This window comes from Funiculus sociatus GB2-C1 (assembly GCF_039962115.1).
Classification (GTDB): Bacteria; Cyanobacteriota; Cyanobacteriia; order Cyanobacteriales; family FACHB-T130; genus Funiculus; species Funiculus sociatus.
The window spans coordinates 25,139-45,666 of record NZ_JAMPKJ010000048.1; the positions used below are offsets into that span (position 1 = coordinate 25,139).

Consider the following 20,528-nt stretch of genomic DNA (forward strand, 5'->3'; position numbering starts at 1 on the left):
TAAATTCTTTTTTTCGCACCTATTAACCTAATTTAACCTCGGTTACGATAAATGCTCATCAGTAGTTCTTAGTATTTAGCCATTAGTCTGTAGCCAGTTGTCAGTTATCCATGACTAATGACTGCTTTGTAGTAATTTTGTAGCTGACGGGTGGCAGCTGCCCAGCCCCAGCGTTCAGCTTCTTTCCGGGCATTTTGCCGGAGGGTTTCTCGTTCTTGTTGATGAGCCAGCAGGCGTATGGTAGCTGCGATCGCGCCTTCTTCATCAGCTGGGTCAAATAAATATCCGTTGACTCCATCTGTCACGATGTCGGGAATCCCCCCAGAACGTGCGGCGACGACGGGACACCCAGCTGCCATTGCCTCCAGAAGCACTAATCCCAACGTTTCTGTGCGTGAGGGGAATATAAAGGCATCAGCTGAGGCAAAGGCACTGGCGAGGTCTACGCCTGTGAGATAGCCAACAAAATTGGTGGGTGTACCAGCGAAGTATTTTTCTAAGGCTTGCCGATGGGGCCCATCCCCAACTAAGGCGAGGCGGGCGTTGGGAATTGCTTCTAAAACTGGTTTAATGCGGTCAATTTCTTTTTCTGCACCAAGACGACCTACGTAAAGCAGCAAGGGGCTGTCTGGATGACCTTGGGTTAAACGCCTACGCATTTCCTGGCTTGCTAGATGCGGTTGAAACAGCTCTGTATCCACTCCCCGTTGCCACAAATCCACCCGCTCGATGCCGTGACTTGTAAGTTCCTGCATCATCGCTGTGGAGGTGCAGAGATTTAATCGGGCTTGGTTGTGAGCTGATTTCAGAAATTCCCACAATAAGCCTTCTAGGATTCCCCAGCCGTAGTGGTGGAGGTATTGGGGCAGATGAGTATGGTAAGACGCTACCAAGGGTACTCGCATCGTCTTGGCGTAATATATCCCCGCTAACCCCAAAATTGCGGGGTTGACGACATGAATTGTATCTGGCTGAAACTTTTCTAGCTCATACCCTATTGCTGGGCGTGGCAAAGCCATTTTCAACTCTGGATACCAAGGCAAGGGGAAGCCAGAGACTCCGTAGATTCTGGCTCCCTTGTATTCTGTCAACCCCCCATCTGGGGAAAATATCAATACTTGGTCGCCGTTGCGCTGTAAGTGTTCAACGGTGTGGCGCAGGCGCGTCACTATGCCGTCAACCTTGGGCAAAAAGGTTTCGGTGAAAAGAGCGATTCGCATAATTTGCTAATGGCTAATGGCTAATGGCTAACGGCTAATGGCTAAGGGAACAATTAGCTATTAGCTATTAGCTATTAGCTATTAGCAACTGACTATCTGTGCCAAGAAACTTTGGGCAGAATTTGGTTTTTATCGACGCGGTTCTGGTATTTGACAGCAAAGTTGAGCAGTGAGTCCAGCAGTGCTTCGGAGAGAAAATGGGGTTGTAAGCCTAGATCGAGTAGGTTGGTGTTTATGGCGTTGAAGTAGTGTTCTTCCTTCTCAACTCTGGGGTTGTCGAGGTTATTAATTTCGACATTGAGTCCCAAGCTATTGCCAGCTTTTTTCACCATTCCGGCTAAGTCGGCGATGCTGAATAGTTCGGTGAACTGGTTGAAAACGCGAAACTCGCCTGGTTGGGCAGGATTTGCGATCGCTATTTCAATACATCGCACTGTATCCCGAATATCCAAAAAGCCTCTCGTCTGTCCGCCCTTACCATACACCGTCAGCGGATGACCAATTGCCGCCTGAATACAGAAGCGGTTCAGCGCCGTGCCAAACACACCGTCGTAATCCAAACGGTTAATCAACAACTCATCCATGCCAGTTTCTTCCGTCAAAACGCCGTAAACAACGCCTTGATTCAAGTCTGTAGCGCGTAGCCCCCAAATCCGGCAAGCAAAGTGGATATTATGGCTGTCGTGGACTTTGCTGAGGTGATACATTGATCCGGGCTGCTTTGGATACGGCAAAGTATCTTTGCGCCCGTTATGCTCAATGGTGATATAACCTTCTTCGATATCAATGTTAGGAGTACCGTACTCGCCCATTGTCCCCAGCTTCACTAAGTGGCAGTCGGGGAAATCTTCCTTGATCGCGTACAGGATATTCAGCGTCCCGACCACATTGTTAACCTGGGTCATTACGGCGTGTTCCCGGTCAATCATCGAGAAAGGTGCCGAACGCTGTTCGCCAAAATGCACGATTGCCTCTGGTTCAAACTGGTGCAGCGCTTTCGAGAGGAAATCGTAGTTGGTGATATCGCCAATAAACAAGTCAATGGATTTGCCAGTGAGGTCGCGCCAGCGCTGAATACGTTGCTGTATCGGTGCAATTGGGGTCAGGGTATCTGCGCCCAGTTGTGCATCCCAATGCCGCCGCACTAGGCTATCCAGAATCCCGACTTCGTAACCACGATTGGAAAGATAGAGTGCGGTTCCCCAACCGCAATAGCCGTCACCGCCAATAACCAAGACTTTCATACTGGTTCATTAAATCTCGCTTGCCAATACTCGGTAAATTTACCAGGTTTGGGGCCACTCTAGACCATCGAAGTGAATTACTTTCGAGCGATCGCGTAGTACACCATACCTAAGTTTGTAGTAGCTGGATTCTTTCTCCTCTATCCTTCTGCCTTCGTCATCATTCTTTGGGCAGAAAGGTTAGTCCCTGTAATGGCGACAATGGGATTTAGTTGGAGTATTTCCACTTGCTGCATGGATTGAAGGTTGGAATCTCCAACTTTGTAACCCTTCAAACCTTGACTTCATCGGCGAAACTTGCCCAACGGACGAAGTGAAACGGGCCTGCGACTGAACCCCAAATATGCTCATCGGTTTGGGGGTCGCGTCCCCGGTCAAGGCTGATAAATTTGGTGTCGTCAATCTCGAAGGTGCTGTCAAGATAGGTGTTTTGACCTTTGCGAACCACGATGCAAGCTTTACCGGGTTCGACGTGACCTTTGAAGCTGCTGCCCGTCCACTCAACTATCATGTTGCAACCGGGTAATTTCTCCAGATTTTCTGCTTTCAGGGTTTGCAGGCGGTTTAAATCGCGGGAAGCACCGTAGAACTGTTCTTCTGGCTTAACGGTGTAGTTTTCGATTTCGATGCGATCGCCTACTGCAATCAACTTTAAAACCCGCAGCCGATACGGGTCATTAATCATATAGTCATAAGCTTGTTCGACAATTAAACTCACGCCTGAGAGCAGTTCTAGAGGCAAAGGGCGCATACAGACGCGAATATGGGCAAAAAAGGGCGGATTCTCAAAAGCTTGTGCTTGATTGCTGAAGTCGGCTGCCATCAAGCGAGCTAAGGTGGCAATATCAGTAGAATGGGTCATTGTTTATAAAAAGGCAGATATTTAGTAGCGATCCCCTTATTTTAAAACGAGCGATCACCTCTATTGAAGGTTTGCGAACTATGAATTCTCTAGAACGAATGCAGTTGTCTTTGAGTGGGCTTTCAGTCGGAGACGCACTTGGGCAAAGGTTTTTTGGGGTTGGAGAACAGCTGAACGAGCGAATACAACAGCGTCAGGTTCCCCCTAGGCTCTGGCGCTACACTGACGATACCGAGATGGCACTCTCTATTGTTGAGACGTTGTGGCGTTACGGGCGGATCGATCCCGATGTCCTAGCCCAATCGTTTGCCGAACGGTACAACCCTTCGCGTGGCTACGGTGCTGGGGCGCAGCAGCTGTTAACCAGGCTTCAATGGGGAGCAGACTGGCGAGTTGAGGCTTTACAGATGTTCGGGGGAAGCGGTTCGTATGGCAATGGTGCGGCGATGAGAGTAGCACCTTTGGGCGCTTACTTTGCTGACGATTTAGCCGCGGTGCGCGAAAATGCGATGCTCTCGGCGCAACCAACGCACGCTCATCCAGAGGGCATTGCTGGGGCTGTTGCTGTCGCTGTTGCGGCTGCACTTGCCTTTCAGGTGAGTGCAGGTGAGTCTATGCAGCCTGTACAATTTCTAGGACTTGTTGCCGAAAACGTTCCTGAAAGCGAAACTCGTAGCGGCATTAAGCAAGCAGCAGCGATTTACACCACATCTCCATCGGTGGTAGCACAACAACTGGGTTCGGGATACAAAATTTCCGCTCAAGATACAATACCTTTTGCCCTCTGGTGTGCTGCCCATCATCTGGAAGATTACCAGGAAGCTTTCTGGGCGACCCTGAGCGGTTTAGGAGATATGGATACAAATTGCGCCATTGTGGGCGGTATCGTCGCCCTCTCCGCACGCCAACGAGGAATACCCGCCGACTGGATTGAGTCGCGGGAGCCTTTTCCTGATGATTTTTTAAGGGTTTTGGCAGACGAAAGTCATTAAAAGTGCAAAATTAAAAAGAATCTGTCTTTTTAATTTTTTACTTGTTCTTGTAGTGGTGGACATACAGATTTATAGAAGTCCTCCATGATACTTCCGGGTTGAATTTGCATTTCTAGCAATTTGTCTTCTTTGCCTATATCGTTTTCAGAAACGATGCGACCATTTGGATCGAAACGAATCGACCGCCGCCAGCGGAATAAGCCTTTTTTACAGTTTATAGAATGATAATTATCTACTCCAAAAGCGCCGTCAGGTTGAGGATTTGTAAAGAGGTTACGCCGCCAGAATTCTACAATATCCCCCTTCCTAACTATGCGCTCCGGGTCGATATATATGGGGGCGTTGTCGGGTGCTTTGCTGACTTCCATCCAAGATGCGATCGCGCTCAAACTACCATTGATGGCGATGAAGCTTATCCCGGATACTAGAGCTATGCGCGACAGTTGAAGTTTTAGCAGCTTATTCATTGGCTTACAAAAATTATTCCTAATCTATCGGAAATGCTTGATTTGGTTGAAAAGGAAAAAGAAACGAATTAATAATTATTTCTTTTTCCTTTAACTGACCCCTTTTTCAGGTGAGTTGGGGGAAGCACCTTTTATTTTTCAACGCCCATTTTTAAGACGAAACAAAAAAAACTTAGTTACTTGCTCAGGTTGGAAATTATCATCGCTAACCAGAAGTAAACTTTGGCTGCCATCAGGTAAACGAGGGCCAAAAGTCATCCCTTCAAAGTTTGCTAAAGCAACACCCAATTCATCCAAGTTCAACAGTAACTTTTTCTTGACTGGGTTAATTCCACTAACCTCACCCTTGAGGCTGGGAACACGAGAAATATCAGTAGCTCCGCCAGTTGCTGCTTGATAAATCCGCACGCTGAAACCTAATAAACTCAAAGAACGTTCTAAACTGAGAAAATGCCCACCCGTATCCACAGCTAATAACTCCGCCAAGCCATCTTTTAATGCCGCACTGGGAGGAGGTTCCATTTGATATAAATGTTCGGCAATTACCAGCGGAGGCCCATCGGTGATTAAATAGTGCAGTAAACGACATTTGGCTCCCTGGTTAGAATTAGCTGGTTCTTTATCCTGCATCAAAGATGACTCTGTAGCTGTAAATAAGCGAATTGCTTCTCCTTTAGCGGGAATAGTACCGAAGGGACTAAGGGTGAGTGATTCAAATCCTAAGTTATTTTGAGTGCCAGTTGTTGCGTCTTTATTTGATTTTGTAGCATCAACAAGATAACGCTCTGGGATAGGCAAAGTTTGCCGTAGCCGTCCGGTTTCTAAGTCAAATTCGCCTACAACGGGGGAAACGCCATTAGGGGGAATGCCTTCGCTAGCGATAAATACGGATTTTTGGGGAGTAATGGCAATTCCTTCAGTATCCAGGGTGCCTTTAGGATAAGTTTTTCCTTGCTCGTCGGTAAGAAAGGTAACGTCTTCAACTTCTACTTTCTGAAGGCTGATCTGGCGATCGCTATCATCATTTAAAATTAGCTTCAGCGTGTAGAATCGGGCGGGAGCAAACGTGCCGCGGTCATCGGAAATGGCATAGAAACGGTTTTGCTGTCGGTCGTAGGTCAGCCCTGATAAGCCCCCAACGGGTGTATCCTTAAATTTCATCTTGGGCAGCTGGTACTCTCCCAAAAAATCTAGGGATAGATCGAGAAACACCCGATCTCGTGCCACCCCTGGCTGGATGCCACAGGAAGTGAGAAAAATTAAGAATGCGATCGCTATGCCCAAAAGCCTTGGTAGCAACCTAAATTTGCTCCGGTTCACCGACTCCCTCCTAAACTTGACTGTTCATCTGGAAACTCTGGTTTTACTGTAACAGTCGAAAAACTATGAAGTATAAAGTATCAAATATTATCTTGTATCTAATATGCAGAAGTTGATGGCTCAGGTGTGGTATAAGCAGCGTCCCTCAAAAGCACTCTTTTTAGGAATTACCGCTTTGTTCCTGCTGTGTTCGGGTTCTGTCGGTTGGGCAGCTGATGATGATAAACCCAAAATCAACCCCCTGGAAATAACGACACCCGATCCCCTGTTGCCTTCTCCACCAGTAGAGCGTCCCGCCACCCCCCAAGAAATCCGCCTATTGAGAGAGGCTTTGGATGATTTAAACACCCAGGCAACTGAACAGCTAAAAGCAGGCAATGCACCAGCAGCTTTTGAAATTTGGTATCGGGAACTGCGCTTGCGGCGATCGCTTGGTACCGTCGAAGAGGTGCAAGCATTGGGACGGATTGGCGATATTGCCTGGACGAATAATCAAAAAGCTGATTTGCAAATCATCACCCAGCGTCTGCAAACGATTCGGGCTGAGGCGTTAGGAAAGCCGATCCGTAAAAACGAGAAGCGTCCTTTGGGAACAGCAGATGTTCCTGCTACCGTAACTGATGTCACACCAGAAAATGCGGAGCTTTTGCAAGCTTTGGGTCAAGCTTACCAGCAAATTCGCTTACCTGGGGAAGCTGTGGAGATTTATCAACTAATTTTAGCTGATGCTCGTCAGCGCCAAGATATTGCGACAGAAGAAGCAACGCTGAAGACAATTGCCCAAGGGCACATGAGTTGGTTTGATTATCCCAAAGCGGCGGCAGCTTATGAGGAGTTGCTGGTTTTGGCGAGTCAAAAAGGCGATCGCGTTAGCGAAGTCGTTTATCTACAACAACTGGCGTATATTTACGATAAGGTAAAGCAACCGGAAAATTCTCTCAAGTTTAAGCAACAGCTTTTGCAAAACTACCTCAGCGATCCGCAAGCTGCAAATCAAATACCAGCGATTAAGATAGCGATCGCCGACGACTATCAAGCCCTCAACCCACCAAACCCAGACGCGGCAAGCCAAAACTATCAGGAAGCCTATAATCTAGCATGGACTTTGCAACAGTTTGCCTCTGCCAGCGAAGCCTTGAAAAAACTAGGCGATCTCTACCGAAATTATAAAAAGCCGGAATTTGCTTTGCAGGTTTATCAAGTTTTATTGAAAGTAGATCAGCAGTCGTACAATTACTACAACTTGATGAATACCTACGACCAAATGGGACAAATTTATTTGGAACGTGGGGACATGGAGCAAGCCAAGACAGCATTTCAACAGGGGCTGGAATTAGCCAAGTCTTTGAAATATCAAGAAAATTATTTTGTTACTCAGATTGAACGAGTGACTAAGCAAGATTAGCAGAATAGCGCCTGCCCAGACGTAAGAGAAAGCGCGATCGCTTAATAACGAATCCGAGGATCGATATAGGCATTAATGATGTCAATCAAAATGCTGGCAAATACCACAATTGAGGCAAAAAATATCATGATGCCTTGAACTGTGGGGTAATCTCGTAAAGAAATTGCCTCATACAAACGATTACCTAATCCGGGCCAAGAGAAGGTAACTTCTGTTAAAACGGCACCGCCTAGCAAAGCAGCAAGAGTTAACCCCAGGACGGTAATCACGGGAATCATGGCATTTTTCAAGGCGTGGGCAAAGAGAATCCGCCTTTCGGGAATGCCTCTGGCTCTTGCGGCTTCTACGTAATCTGCTTTCAAAGTTTGCTTCAAATTTACTCGCACAATCCGCTCAAAAATCCCGCTGAGGAGGATTCCTAGTGTCAGGCTAGGGAGGGCAAGATGATGTAAAGCGATGAAAAATTGGCTGAAGTTACCGCTTAAGAGGCTGTCAATGGTGTAAAGACCTGTGATGCTGGGAGGAGCCTGTAATGTTAGGGGAAAGCGCGATCCGAGGGGAAACCAACCCAACTGTACTGAGAAAATCAGCTGTAGGATCATCCCCACCCAAAATAAAGGCAGCGAGTAGCTGATGATGCCAAATAAACGCCCACCAGCGTCTAAAGCGGTTCCGGGACGGGAGGCGGAAAGGATACCAACACCAACGCCAACAATAAATGCGATCGCCATACTAAACACCGCTAATTCCACCGTCGCCGGGAAGTATTGCCCAATTACGTCCCACACCTCTAGTCCGCGACTGGTGATAGATTTACCCAAATCTAGATGCAGTAAATCTCCTAAATAGCGAATGTATTGCACCCACAGCGGGTCAGATAGCCCCAACTCTTGACGATACCTTACCTTGACATCTTCTGGGGCGCGACCGCCTAAAACCGCATCGACTGGATCTCCTGGTGTCGCCCGGAGGAGCAAAAATACGATGGTGACAATTGTCCACAGCATTAAAGGTGCTAGAAGGACACGGGCGAAAATGTAATATTGTAGGGCTTTAGAACGTGACATTTGAAATGGGGAATGGGGAATGGGGAATGGGGAATGGGGATTACTAATTGCCACGAGATTTTAAGTAGGCATTTAGCTTGGGTGGCAGTTCATCAATGATTGGTTTGAGTTTGGTTACTTGTTCATGTGTCAAGAGCTGTCGAGCGTATGCTAATCTCAACAAACTTATTGTTTCGTATAAAGATCCTCTAGCAATCTTTATAAAACGCCGATTGTCTTGGAAATTGTACCGACCTCTTCCTTCAGAAATATTGGCACAGACGCTATCTGCGGCACGAACAATTTGTTTACCAAGTGTCTGTTTAGCAAAATCGTCCCATTGCTTAACAATATGCCAAATTTGATTTGCTAAACTCTCAGCTAACTTGTAAACATCCAAATCCTCAAAATCTGGTCTTCCCATGCTTACCCCATTAACTACTAAGCTGATAGGCGTAATTAGACATTACTCCTGAAAGTCTGGAATTGGGAATAGATAATTGGATAATTGGGGAAAAGAAAGACTAACAAAAGAATCTTCCAATTCCCCATTCCCCATTCCCCATTCCCCATTCCCCATTCCCCATTCCCTATTTACTTTTTGATCGTCCAAAAAGCAAAATCTTGAGTCGGGTTGATGCGAAGACCGTTGACACCTTTTTGGGCAAAGGCGTAATCTTTACTTTGCCACAAGGGGACGTAGGGAACATCTTTGGCGAGTAAGTCTTGAATTTCTGCGAAGACTTTCTTTCTGGCTTCGGGATTTTGTTCTTTTCGCTGCTGTGCAATTAGCTGGTTCATGCGATCGCTATAGTAAAAAGACCCCTGAGTTTGGCTGGCTCCTTCTTCACACCCGGTTGCAGCTGAACCTTTGGTACAATCCAAAAACGGCTGCACGTAGTTGTCAGGATCGAGAAAGTCCGGATACCAGTCCAGTAAGACTGTCTGATAAATTCCCTGCGACACGTTCTTAAAAAAGCTGGCAGAATCCTCAGTTTTCACTTCAAATTGCAGCGTCCCACCGAACTGTTGAGTCGCTAATGCTTGGAGTGTACCCGCCGCGAGTCGGCGAGTGGGTGAAGTAGATGGATACCAAACCTCTAACTTTAGGGGATTGGTGGGAGAGTATCCGGCTTCCTGCAACAGTTGTTTTGCTTTTTCGGTGTTGCCATCGCCATACTGATCTTTGAATACTGGCTTGTAGACATCAAAGGTTGTCGGCACCATACTATAAAGTGGTTCGGCTTGATTTTTCAGCGATCGCTCATTTACCAGGGGTCGATTTACCATCGATGCGATCGCTTGCCGTACTATTGGGTTATCCAGGGGCTTAGCTTTCGTATTCAGCACCATGTAACTAGCCGCACTTCCCTGAGACTCGTTAACCTGCCAACTACCTTTTGTCCCGCCATCTTTCAAGCTGGCAATCTGATCTGGATCGAGAGATAGGTAAGCAACATCAACGCCGCCAGTACGAAATGTGTTATACAAGTTAGCTGAATTGGTCAGCACCTGTACATCAATTCCCTTATTTACAGGTTTTTCTCCCCAGTATTTATCAAATACATCCAACCGTTGCGACTCGCTGCTAAACTGCACCAATTTGTAAGGGCCAGTGCCTACAAATTCGTTTGGTTTGAATTTTCCTGCGCCAATTTCATAGACTTTCGGGGAAACGGCACTAGCACCGTTAAAGGCAAGCAGGGAGGGAAAGGCTGCAAAAGGCTTTTTCAATTTGATGCTTAATTCATACTCGCCGCTTGCCTGCACCGAGTCCACAATATCGCCTAATAGGAATGACGGTTTACCTTTGTTTTCGATGAAGCGTCGCAGAGAAAATGCCATTGCTTCGGCGTTGAAGGGGGTGCCATCGTGAAATACAACACCTTGACGCACGGGGATGGTATAAGTTAACCCATCTGGACTGACTTTAGGTAATGCTGTCGCTAACTGGGGTTTGAGGTTGGCGGTTCCCGGTTCGTAGGTATACAAGCGATCGCCCAAATTATAGTGCAAGTAGCTTGCTGCCAGCTCGTAGTTATCCGCTGGGTCCATCGTCCGTGGCTTCTGGGTGGTGCCAATGGTAATACGACCTCCACCAGCAACAGGAGAAGGAGACACAGCAGTATCAGCACTCGGTCTTCTACCGCAGCTGACTGCTAGAAATAAACAAAGGGAGAACAAACAAAAAAATTGTCCTGCGCGTCGCCACTGTCTGATGAACATCTATGTCTTAGTTAAGGATTAACTCGCGAGTCGTTATCAACTTTCCGTGCATTGAATTATAAATCCGTCCAACGCCGATTTTTCTAATTGGGATACTGCGATCGCACTTAACGTACTTTTTCGCCTCCCAGTTGCCGACTCTAGTCTCGAAATACTCCTGAAACAGCAGCTATAATAGCCGTCTGGTGTTTGGCAAGTAAAGCGCCACCTCTCTGCTAGCTCCAACATTTTGCTAATCTAGCCGAGAGTTAAAGCAATTTTCGAGGATTGTCTATGGACGACACATTTATGACTATCCCCAGCAACTGGCAGGACTGGCTAACTGTATTCGGCTATATAGTCTTTACTAGCTTCATCATCTGGCGCGTGTTTACAACAAAACCGAAGTAAAGAGCGATCGCATATGTCAAGTTTATAAGCGATTTTATTATGGTTGCAGATATTGAAAAGGAGATAATTGTTCGATGGACAAACTAAAGCATTATCGCAATTAAATTCAAAAAATATTAACCCAATACTATGAGTGGGGATCTAACACTCCTCAAGATGGGATAGAAGAATGCTTGGCATTTGATAAGATTCGAGACCACTATTTTTGGTTCCACCTTGGCTGGGATGGCAAACATAGGGTTCAATCGGTAATGGTTTACCTGCGAATTCGAGATGGAAAGATTTGGGTTGAGGAGGACTGGACGAAGCAGGGAATTCTCAACGAACTGTTAGAAGCTGAGGTACCCCATGAGGATATCGTTTTGGGATTTTAGCATCCCAGTAAGCGACCGTTGACAGAATTTGCAAGTGCTTAGTTTGGATTTTTGGTCTGATTGCGATCGCATAAAGTTTTCGCAATTATTAGCTTCGTCAGGTAAGGTAGGCAATGCCCACCCTACCTTTTAGCTGATAGGGTGATTTTAAGCAACGCATGGAAAGTTAACAATGCCCTAGCGATCGCGCCTACGCCTTAAACTTCTCAATAATCAGCAAATCAAATCGAATAGTACAGCGGGAAAGATTTTGCGTCTTTTGGCTTGACAAATACTTGTTGTTGTGTATTAAGTTTCAATTGGTCAAACTTTTCGCGGGAAATGTTCGCTGTCACTACCTGACCATCATCTAAGATTAATTCTGCCTGAATTTCCCAACCTAGATGAATCAGACGATTGACTCTGGCAGATACAGTAGTTCCGTTTGGCTCAGTTTGAATTACCACATCATGGGGACGCAAAAATATCTCCGGTTGGCTGGAATCAAACCCGTTACCCTGGAAAATGTGTGAACTACTGGGTAAGACGTTTACCGGGCCAATAAAGCTCATCACAAAAGGCGTGGCTGGGTGGTCGTAAATTTCGGCTGGCGTTCCCACCTGCTCAATTTTGCCTTTGTTCGTCACCACGATTTCATCAGCAACTTCCATCGCTTCTTCCTGGTCGTGGGTAACGAAAACCGTTGTAACGTGTACTTCGTCGTGCAGCCGCCGCAACCAAGCTCGTAGGTCTTTGCGAACTTTAGCATCTAATGCCCCAAAGGGTTCATCCAGCAGCAATACTTTCGGTTGAACTGCTAGACTTCGCGCTAGGGCAACTCTTTGCCGCTGACCTCCGGAGAGTTGGGAAGGATAGCGATCGCCTAGTCCTTTCAATTGAATTAACTCTAGCAATTCTTCCACCCGCGCCTTGATTTTTGCCTTGGGAACTTTTTGAATTTCCATGCCAAAGGCGATATTGTTGCGGACACTCAGGTGCTTAAACAGGGCATAGTGCTGAAACACAAACCCAATATTTCTATCTTGGACGCTCTGATTTGTGGCATCTTTGCCAGTGATCCAGATTTTGCCACTGTCTGGTGTCTCTAGACCAGCTATTAGCCTCAGTAGCGTGGATTTTCCCGAACCCGAAGGCCCCAATAGCGCCACCAGAGAGCCAGTTTTAATTTCTAAGCTTACCTGGTCAACAGCTTTGAAACTGCCAAACTGTTTAGATACGTTTTCAACAACTATGCCCACTGCTTTCAACCCCTAGACAAGAACTTTCCTGAATTTATCCTGGGTGGTAATCAACCCGCAAAACATCAGAATTAAATAATCTCCGGTTTCCCGATGATCTTACCGTATTTTGTTATATCACACATAGAGAGGATTGGGAATTGGGGACTAGGGACTTTGGGCTAGAGGCTGGGTAAGATTCTTCCCAATCTCCAATTCCCAATTCCCAATCCCCAATTCCCAATCCCCAATTCCCAATCCCCAATCCCCAGTCCCATTTGTAGATGTGTTAAGCTCTGTTGCAATTCAGTAAGATCCAGAGGGCTAGGCTTCAGCTAAATAGAAAGTCCGTGATAACATCTCACCTTGTAGCCGTAAGAAATTGGGAGAAGACCTTTGACACTACGGGTTGCTGTTGTAGGATCGGGACCTGCGGGTTCATCTGCTGCCGAAACCTTGGCAAAAGCCGGAATCGAGACTTACTTGTTTGAGCGCAAGCTAGACAACGCCAAGCCTTGTGGCGGGGCAATTCCGCTGTGCATGGTGAGTGAGTTTGATCTGCCGCCAGAGATTATCGATCGGCGGGTGAGAAAAATGAAGATGATCTCACCTTCCAATGTTGAAGTTGATATCAATATCCAAAAAGAAGATGAATATATCGGTATGTGCCGTCGCGAGGTGCTGGATGGCTTCTTGCGCGATCGCGCTGCCAAGTTGGGTGCTAATTTAATCAACGGCACCGTTTATAAACTGGATATACCCACAAACAATACTGATCCTTACACCTTGCACTACGCCGATCATTCGGATGGTAGCGCTGAAGGAGTAATGAAGACCCTAAAAGTCGATTTGGTAATTGGGGCAGATGGTGCAAATTCCCGCGTTGCTAAGGCAATTGATGCCGGGGATTACAATTATGCGATCGCTTTCCAAGAGCGAATTCGCCTGCCAGATGACAAAATGGCTTACTACAACGACCTGGCAGAAATGTATGTCGGTAACGATGTCTCTACTGACTTCTACGCCTGGGTATTCCCCAAATACGACCACGTAGCTGTCGGTACTGGCACCATGAAGGTGAACAAAGCCGACATCAAAAATCTGCAAGCAGGCATCCGCGCCCGTGCTGCCCGTAAGCTTGCAGGCGGTGAGATTATTAAAGTAGAAGCTCACCCGATTCCAGAGCATCCCAGACCCCGCCGCGTCGTCGGTAGAGTCGCCCTAGTAGGAGATGCTGCCGGAACTGTCACCAAGTCTTCTGGTGAAGGTATTTACTTTGCCGCTAAGTCGGCGCGGATGTGTGCTGAAACCATTGTGGAATTTTCCAACGGTGGTCAGCGCATTCCTACTGAAGCCGACCTCAAGGTGTACCTGAAGCGTTGGGATAAGAAGTACGGACTCACCTACAAGGTGCTGGATATCCTGCAAACCGTCTTCTATCGTTCCGATGCTACCCGTGAAGCCTTTGTAGAGATGTGCGCTGACAAAGACGTGCAGAAGCTGACATTTGACAGCTATCTCTACAAAACGGTTGTCCCAGCAAATCCCTTGATTCAAATGAAGATTACGGCCAAAACCATTGGTAGTTTGCTTCGGGGTAGTGCTTTAGCTCCTTAAAAAAAGCAAAAAGCGCCTCCAAGAAACGGCATAGATTCGCTTCCTCAAATTTTGGGGTAAGACAGCAAAAGGGCAAAAGAATCTTTCTTTTGCCCTTTTGCCTTTTAAACCGCGTCTGCGGTCATTTGTTCAGCGTTTGGCAACTCCAGGCAATAGCCTGCACCGTACACAGTTTTGATATAACGTGGGTGACGCGGATCTGGCTCTAGCTTCGTTCTCAAGTGCCGGATATGCACCCGAATGGTTTCTATGTCATCATCCGGGTCATAGCCCCAGACTTCCCGCAGAATTTCACTGGGAGAGACAGTTTGACCGTGCCTTTGGAGTAAGCAATGCAGTAGTTCAAACTCCAGATGAGTTAGCTTAACCGTTCCGCTGAACCAGATAGCCTCAAATCTTTCTGGTACTAACGTTATCGGCCCATAGCTGAGGATTTCCGAGTGTTTGGCTGCTTGAGGGATGCGGTCTGTACGTCGCAACAACGCCCGCACTCGTGCCAGCATTTCTTCCACTTCAAACGGCTTGGTCAGGTAATCATCGGCACCAGCATTAAAGCCTTCTACTTTATTTTGAGTCTGACCCAGTGCTGTCAACATTAGCACCGGAATATCGGCAGTACGCTCATCCCGCCGCAAGCGCTGGCAGACGGTAAAGCCGTCTACCTTGGGCAGCATCAAGTCGAGCATGATCAGGTCTGGTTGCAGTTGCATAGCCAAAGCCTGACCTTTTATGCCGTCTGGTGCTTGGCTGACATCGTATCCAGCCATTTCCAGATTGATTGAGACTAATTCTGCGATCGCAGCGTCGTCGTCGATGACGAGTATCCGGGGCATCACTAGAAATTTATAGCTACAGTTTTTTTTAACTTTCAATAAGAACCTTCATAGAAATACAAAGATTCCTGTACAGATTATACGCAAGATTATAAATTCTTCCTAAAGATAGTCTTGTATTATTCAAAAAATCGCTATACAGGTTAAGTAATAACCGTTCTCTGACGGTAATACAACTTAATATTTTCCCCACACCATCGAAAAGACTGGTTGAGGAAAAAATATATTGGGCAACAGCAGGGGCATTCTGCTGATATTGACAAGATTTTATAAATTACTGGTTGGCGCTTCCAGAACGCTGACATCAATCAACGGCGTAGCATTGAACCCTTGTTCGAGTAAGTGGCTTTGGATCTTGCGTTCGATCTGGGTGCGAATCTCTTCGGTAGGCACCGTAATGCCTTCGCGACGTTGAACGTAGATGGTGCCGAGCATAGTGTTTTGACCTTTAATATCGGCACGGGTGAAACGGACATTCGCCTCCACCAGGTCGGCTAAATCACTTCCATTCAGCACCTTCTGAATCTCGCCAACAGCACGTTGGGCGCGGCTGGAACGCTGCAATTGCGGGGGATTCGAGAACTGCCAAGTCAGCAAACCCGCTAAAGCCAAAATTGTAGCTGTAAGACCAGAGGGAAAAACCCAATTTTTACCTCGGTCGTAACGAGCGCCGCGAGGGGAGAGTCCGTAGAGGCGGAAGACGATCGCTCCTGAAAAGTTAATCCCCACCAATTGCAGCAACAACACAAAGAAGCCGTTAAGCGCCAGATCCCATTGACCAATGGCGATCGCCATCCCAATTAATCCCGCAGGTGGTGCCAGTGAAGCCGCCACCAGGGTTCCCACCGCTGCCCCCGATACCAAACTACTCCGCTCAGATTGCACCAGGTTCAAGGCTCCAGCCGCACCTGCAACTAGGGGCAGCATCACTGCAACTGTGGAAAGATTACTGGTGCTAATCATTTGTTCTGTGGCGGCTTCCTGCCTTAGTAGCAGGCTAAGCACGCCAGTTACGGTGATTGTTACCGCCAGCGCTGCAACATATCTTAAGAGGCTACGTTTGAGCAATGTTCTATCACCGCGTGCTGTAGCGATCGCTACGTTCATTGCTGGCCCCGCAAACGGCGCAATTAACATGGCAGCAACTAGCAAATAGGTCGTATTGGTAAATAAGCCAATCCAGACGACAAAGCCTGCTGCTGCTGCATACCCCAAAAATCCTCGCCAGGAACCGACGCTTTGCAAACCTCCGAGAAACACTTCTACGGGAGCGCGATTGCCGACATCTTTAACCTGCTGTGGTGCCTCAGAAGGCGGTGGCTGTAAGGTAATGACCCCACGGGGAATTAGCGTGATGTGGGCATTTGGCAGCTTTTCCAGTTTTGACAACAGCTGCTCAACTTTCCCATTAGGAACATTAACGATCGCTAGATCTAACAGCCCTTCACTCCCAGTGGCTTCTAGGAGGGCAAGGTTTGCTCCATCACAACTCTTAGCGATGTCGATAACTTCTTGCCCGCTTCCGCGCGACACCTGCACCAGTAATTGCCGCATATCTCCCTGCCTAAACTGCGATCGCTATCAGGGTATATCAATGGAGTTAGAGCCTGCATCACAGTTTAGGTAGATTTCACTGTTTGAGTAAGGATGCGATCGCATTCGCTAAATATTCATACTGTGCTGGCGTGTTGTAAATTTGAGCGGAGATGCGAACTAGCTGCTTGGGGCGTGCGGGAAAAAATATTATTGGCACCTCAATCCCAAAAAGCTCCCACAAGGCATCTTGTAGCGGCGGGAGCAATCTTGTTTCTTCTCCAACGTCATCCGCATCATCCGGCAAAGGGACAACCGCCAGGGAGCCGATCATCTCATCGGGGCAGGGCGGCGATACTAAAAGCCTCTCACAAAGCATCTGCCTTGCTGCCAAAACCATTGTGCGGTTGCGCTGCATCAACTCCTGCCATCCGCCCGGTAGTAGCGATCGCATAAACTGAATTGCTTCTGGTACACACAGGTAAGCTGTAGGATCGTGGCTGCCTGTCCAGTCGAATTCTAGATGAAAGCGCGATCGCTCTTGACGGGGAGAGTTAGCACCGTGGCTAATTGTTAACGGACGAATTTCCGCCTGCTTCTCGCGTCGCACGTACAGGAATGCTGCACCTTTTGGCGCACACAGCCATTTATGACAGTTGCCCGTGTAATAAGTCGCCCCAATTTCTTCCAGGTTCAGAGGCACCATCCCCGGTGCATGAGCGCCGTCTATTAGTGTATCAACTCCGCAAACTGCAAGCTGGCGCACTAGCTGCTGGATGGGAAAAATTAGCCCGGTTTGGCTGGTTATATGATCTAAGAGTGCTAGCTTGGTTTGCGGTCGAACTTTGTCCATCACCGCTTGGATTACTTGTTCTGGCGATGTGATCGGGAAAGGTACTGTCGCGACTACGACTCGCGCCCCAGTACGACTAGCAATAAAATTGAGGGCGTTGCGGCAGGCGTTGTATTCTTGGTCTGTCGTCAGTAATTCGTCGTCTGGGGATAACCGGAGCGATCGCAATACTGAATTCACCCCTGTGGTGGCATTTGGTACAAACGCTAACTCCCCAGGAGCGGCACCCACAAACGCTGCAAGTTCTTTCCTTGCTGCGTCTAGCAGTTCCTCATACTCTCGGACAAAAAATCTTACTGGTTCTCGTTCTAGTTGCGATCGCAGGCTTTGCTGTTTTTCCAACACTGGTACAGGAGTGGCACCAAACGATCCGTGATTCAGGAACGTTACTGCCTCGTCGAGCAACCATAATTCCTGAAACTCTGAAGGATGAAGTCTAACTGACATTCCTTACTTCATCCTTCATCCTTAAATTAATCAAACTCCCCAGGCAAGATTCGAACTTGCGACCAATCGATTAACAGTCGATCGCTCTACCACTGAGCTACTGAGGAACGTTAGCTTTTTCTTTTCAACAGTTACTTATCTTATCTACAACTCGTAGTATTTGGCAAGCCCTTTAGCAAAAATTTTATATTTCCTTAATATTTCCGAGTCTATAAATCAATTTTTACACTTGCTGGGCGCTATACTATTTTTGACCCAAACGCCACTCAGCCAGACGCTGGCGGGCTTTCGCATCAATAGAATCAGCTAAAAACCGACCTGATGATTTTTTCTTAGGTTTATTTCTCCGCCGCAGGCAATTAGCTGTAGATTCCACGTCGTAGCTTAGCTGTAGGGCTGACATACATTCTGCCCCATACCCGACTACTGTTAGTTGCTGCGCCCTGTCGGATGTGGCAACAATCAATCGCGGCGAGTTTCTGGAGAAGTTGCGACTATAGGAAGCACAGGCTTTTTCTATGTATGTGTCTGCTGTCTGCCCAAAATCGGTGTAATAAACAGATAAAACGTTCGTGACAGGTTCGCAATAGCCCCGCGTATCTTGGTACTGGGCATCAAAGACAACCTGAGTATCAAAGCCTTTGTAAGCACTATAGTTAACCAATGCCTCGACTAGGGCTTTACGAGCGTATTCCAGCCCGTCGCGATCGCGGGTCTCTTGTAGGTAAGACCATAATCCGATCACGTTGTATCCGTCAACGAGCAAAACAGCTTGCGGTGAAGGGCGTGGCATTTTTCCAAGGTAAGTAAGTTTTAGGTAAAAATAACTATTTCATTACCTTAACATTAATTACGAGTATTTACTTTTTTAATGATAATTCTATAAAATGCCTGCTACCCATTTTAAGTAATGGGAGCAAAGAATCTCAAGAATTATTAACTTAAAACTCATAACTCCTGAGTTTGCAGGAGGCGAGCTTTCAAGCGTTTTGGCTCCCCTCGATCCACAACTAAGCCCTGCTCTAGTAAGAATGCGCCGTCAGCATAATTTAACTCGTCTAACCGATGCGTAACCCACAGCGCAGTTAGTCCCCTACTTTTAACCAAGCGTTGCACTTGTCCCACCAGATCCATCTGAGAATCTGGATCGAGCAGAGCGCTAGGTTCATCCAATAGTAAGACTTCTGAGCGGCGGGCGATCGCACCGGCGATCGCTATTCGCTGCTTTTGACCGCCGCTGAGAGCGTAGATGGGTCGTCGGGAGAGCGACACTAAATTTACTGCCGCCAGTGCCTGTTCTACCCGTCCGCTTACCTCCGCAGGCGAAAGATTTTCCTCCACCAGCCCAAAGGCAACATCTGCGCCCACAGTTGGCATCACCAGCTGATGATCGGGATTCTGAAAGACAAAGCCAACAGGTTGCAGAATCTGAATTTTACCGGATTGGGGAGCCAAAAGCCCAGCTAGCAACCTCAACAAAGTGGATTTGCCGCTACCGTTGGTTCCCAATAGCATCCAAAATTCACCTTTAGGCACTTCCAGAGAGCAGGACTGTAAAACTTTCGCCCCAGAAGGCCAGCTGAAGCAGAGGTCTTGCACTCGAATGGCAGGATCGGTCATGAGCAAGGGGAGATGGGGAGAGGGGAAAAGGGGAAGCGGGGGAGACAAGGGATGAGATTGGGAGAATTATTCATCCTTTATCTCTCATCCTTTGTCCTTCTTGTCTCATCCGTCAGCGAGGGCGTAAAAGCCTGGGGGTCTTCCAGTTGCTGCTGTACTGGATTTCTGAGAGATTTGCACGGCAACGATCTCACTGCTAAGTAGAGCGACTTTTTTCTCCGTTTGGCGATCGCAAGTTAGTTCTAACACAGTGGCGTTGCCACGCATCGCTGTCATAATTTCCTGATAAAGAGCTTGGGCATCTTCATCTGACTTCCGTTGCACCGACAACGGCATGGGGGTATTTTTCAGAATTAAGTCGATGGTGAACATGAGAGGTAATGCAGTCTAAATATAGGCTCCTAGTCCTAGTATCTCAGACGCGAAGGGTGTTGATGCCTGTCGGGGGGAAGGGAGTAACTTAATATGAGCGACTTGTACTTCTTGAGACGAAGGCAGCCTTGTCACCCTACAACTGCCTGGTAGAGGTGCAATCGGCGCGATCGCTCTCCGGACAAATATTAAATTCAGTAAAACAAATTGCGCCAAAACTGTGCAATTTGTACATAATAAGATTAAACTCAGTAAAGAATCGTAAACTGAGTTGACATCAAACTTTGTTTTCTGCCTACCCTATCTGATTAACAGAGAAACCAGGCAAAAAAGACGATTGCTGTACTTATAACATTTGGAGATTTGCTGTCATGACTATTGCAGTCGGACGCGCTACTAACGAACGGGGTTGGTTTGACTCCGTAGACGACTGGCTAAAGCGCGATCGCTTCGTCTTCGTCGGCTGGTCAGGTTTGCTACTGTTTCCCTG

The 20,528-nt window shown here is 47.3% G+C and carries 20 protein-coding genes, 1 tRNA gene and 1 pseudogene; 5 read left to right on the forward strand and 17 right to left on the reverse strand.

Translation table 11 applies throughout. From position 1 onward, the window contains the following. Window positions 1–104: 104 nt before the first annotated feature. From NDI42_RS19970 to NDI42_RS19980, 3 genes are all read right to left on the reverse strand, one after another. The gene (locus NDI42_RS19970) at window positions 105–1,220 is read right to left on the reverse strand and encodes a glycosyltransferase (protein ID WP_190458842.1); all 1,116 of its coding nucleotides are present in this window, start codon (window positions 1,218–1,220) and stop codon (window positions 105–107) included. 92 nt (window positions 1,221–1,312) lie between these two features. After that, window positions 1,313–2,464: a UDP-sulfoquinovose synthase gene (locus tag NDI42_RS19975; protein ID WP_190458844.1), complete on the reverse strand. Its 1,152-nt coding sequence runs from the start codon at window positions 2,462–2,464 to the stop codon at window positions 1,313–1,315. Between the two features lie 271 nt (window positions 2,465–2,735). Next, a complete protein-coding gene (locus NDI42_RS19980) occupies window positions 2,736–3,326 on the reverse strand; it encodes a chromophore lyase CpcT/CpeT (protein WP_190458847.1) in 591 nt (196 codons plus the stop codon). 80 nt (window positions 3,327–3,406) lie between these two features. On the opposite strand from NDI42_RS19980, the gene NDI42_RS19985 reads away from it, so the two are divergent. Then, complete coding sequence (locus NDI42_RS19985) at window positions 3,407–4,318, forward strand: ADP-ribosylglycohydrolase family protein (RefSeq protein ID WP_190458849.1); 912 nt, start codon at window positions 3,407–3,409, stop codon at window positions 4,316–4,318. Between the two features lie 29 nt (window positions 4,319–4,347). Here the strand turns inward: NDI42_RS19985 and NDI42_RS19990 are convergent, their stop codons facing one another. Then, the gene (locus NDI42_RS19990) at window positions 4,348–4,785 is read right to left on the reverse strand and encodes a surface-adhesin E family protein (protein WP_190458851.1); all 438 of its coding nucleotides are present in this window, start codon (window positions 4,783–4,785) and stop codon (window positions 4,348–4,350) included. A 138-nt stretch (window positions 4,786–4,923) separates the two neighbouring features. Next, the gene (locus NDI42_RS19995; RefSeq protein WP_190458852.1) at window positions 4,924–6,105 is read right to left on the reverse strand and encodes an esterase-like activity of phytase family protein; all 1,182 of its coding nucleotides are present in this window, start codon (window positions 6,103–6,105) and stop codon (window positions 4,924–4,926) included. Between the two features lie 115 nt (window positions 6,106–6,220). Here NDI42_RS19995 and NDI42_RS20000 point away from each other — a divergent pair, with 115 nt between their 5' ends. Beyond that, window positions 6,221–7,510 (forward strand): tetratricopeptide repeat protein, encoded by a 1,290-nt coding sequence (locus tag NDI42_RS20000; protein ID WP_190458855.1) that lies wholly within the window; start codon window positions 6,221–6,223, stop codon window positions 7,508–7,510. Between the two features lie 41 nt (window positions 7,511–7,551). Here NDI42_RS20000 and NDI42_RS20005 read toward each other — a convergent pair whose 3' ends face one another. The 3 genes from NDI42_RS20005 to NDI42_RS20015 all read right to left on the reverse strand — a co-directional run bounded on the left by NDI42_RS20005 (window position 7,552) and on the right by NDI42_RS20015 (window position 10,782). Continuing rightward, window positions 7,552–8,577: an ABC transporter permease gene (locus tag NDI42_RS20005; protein ID WP_190447929.1), complete on the reverse strand. Its 1,026-nt coding sequence runs from the start codon at window positions 8,575–8,577 to the stop codon at window positions 7,552–7,554. 43 nt (window positions 8,578–8,620) lie between these two features. Then, window positions 8,621–8,980 (reverse strand): four helix bundle protein, encoded by a 360-nt coding sequence (locus NDI42_RS20010; RefSeq protein WP_190458857.1) that lies wholly within the window; start codon window positions 8,978–8,980, stop codon window positions 8,621–8,623. Window positions 8,981–9,150: 170 nt separating this feature from the next. Further along, window positions 9,151–10,782 carry an ABC transporter substrate-binding protein gene (locus NDI42_RS20015; RefSeq protein ID WP_190458859.1) on the reverse strand — a complete coding sequence of 544 codons (1,632 nt, stop codon included), beginning with the start codon at window positions 10,780–10,782 and terminating at the stop codon, window positions 9,151–9,153. A gap of 503 nt (window positions 10,783–11,285) precedes the next feature. Here NDI42_RS20015 and NDI42_RS20020 point away from each other — a divergent pair. Beyond that, a complete protein-coding gene (locus NDI42_RS20020) occupies window positions 11,286–11,546 on the forward strand; it encodes a XisI protein (RefSeq protein ID WP_313931461.1) in 261 nt (86 codons plus the stop codon). A gap of 221 nt (window positions 11,547–11,767) precedes the next feature. On the opposite strand, the gene NDI42_RS20025 is transcribed toward NDI42_RS20020, so the two are convergent. Next, window positions 11,768–12,784: a TOBE-like domain-containing protein gene (locus NDI42_RS20025; protein WP_190458861.1), complete on the reverse strand. Its 1,017-nt coding sequence runs from the start codon at window positions 12,782–12,784 to the stop codon at window positions 11,768–11,770. Window positions 12,785–13,159: 375 nt separating this feature from the next. On the opposite strand from NDI42_RS20025, the gene chlP reads away from it, so the two are divergent. Continuing rightward, complete coding sequence (gene chlP, locus NDI42_RS20030; protein ID WP_190439023.1) at window positions 13,160–14,380, forward strand: geranylgeranyl reductase; 1,221 nt, start codon at window positions 13,160–13,162, stop codon at window positions 14,378–14,380. A gap of 104 nt (window positions 14,381–14,484) precedes the next feature. Here chlP and NDI42_RS20035 read toward each other — a convergent pair whose 3' ends face one another. The 8 genes from NDI42_RS20035 to NDI42_RS20070 all read right to left on the reverse strand — a co-directional run bounded on the left by NDI42_RS20035 (window position 14,485) and on the right by NDI42_RS20070 (window position 20,254). Next, window positions 14,485–15,213 (reverse strand): response regulator transcription factor, encoded by a 729-nt coding sequence (locus tag NDI42_RS20035; RefSeq protein ID WP_190425424.1) that lies wholly within the window; start codon window positions 15,211–15,213, stop codon window positions 14,485–14,487. A 267-nt stretch (window positions 15,214–15,480) separates the two neighbouring features. Next, entirely contained in the window at window positions 15,481–16,767 is a 1,287-nt protein-coding gene (locus NDI42_RS20040) for a DUF389 domain-containing protein (RefSeq protein WP_190458863.1), read from the reverse strand. A gap of 76 nt (window positions 16,768–16,843) precedes the next feature. Further along, complete coding sequence (locus tag NDI42_RS20045; RefSeq protein ID WP_190458864.1) at window positions 16,844–18,046, reverse strand: aminotransferase class V-fold PLP-dependent enzyme; 1,203 nt, start codon at window positions 18,044–18,046, stop codon at window positions 16,844–16,846. Between the two features lie 35 nt (window positions 18,047–18,081). Beyond that, window positions 18,082–18,153, reverse strand: a tRNA-Asn gene (locus tag NDI42_RS20050). Window positions 18,154–18,290: 137 nt separating this feature from the next. Beyond that, window positions 18,291–18,839 (reverse strand): NYN domain-containing protein, encoded by a 549-nt coding sequence (locus tag NDI42_RS20055; protein WP_190425414.1) that lies wholly within the window; start codon window positions 18,837–18,839, stop codon window positions 18,291–18,293. A 155-nt stretch (window positions 18,840–18,994) separates the two neighbouring features. Then, window positions 18,995–19,666 (reverse strand): ABC transporter ATP-binding protein, encoded by a 672-nt coding sequence (locus NDI42_RS20060; RefSeq protein ID WP_190458866.1) that lies wholly within the window; start codon window positions 19,664–19,666, stop codon window positions 18,995–18,997. A gap of 105 nt (window positions 19,667–19,771) precedes the next feature. Continuing rightward, window positions 19,772–20,038 carry a UPF0367 protein family gene (locus NDI42_RS20065; protein ID WP_190425408.1) on the reverse strand — a complete coding sequence of 89 codons (267 nt, stop codon included), beginning with the start codon at window positions 20,036–20,038 and terminating at the stop codon, window positions 19,772–19,774. A gap of 15 nt (window positions 20,039–20,053) precedes the next feature. Further along, on the reverse strand, window positions 20,054–20,254 hold the full coding sequence (locus NDI42_RS20070; protein WP_190439036.1) for a hypothetical protein: 201 nt from the start codon (window positions 20,252–20,254) through the stop codon (window positions 20,054–20,056). A gap of 155 nt (window positions 20,255–20,409) precedes the next feature. Here NDI42_RS20070 and NDI42_RS20075 point away from each other — a divergent pair. Further along, window positions 20,410–20,528, forward strand: a pseudogene (locus NDI42_RS20075) (photosystem II D2 protein (photosystem q(a) protein)); the annotation flags it as partial.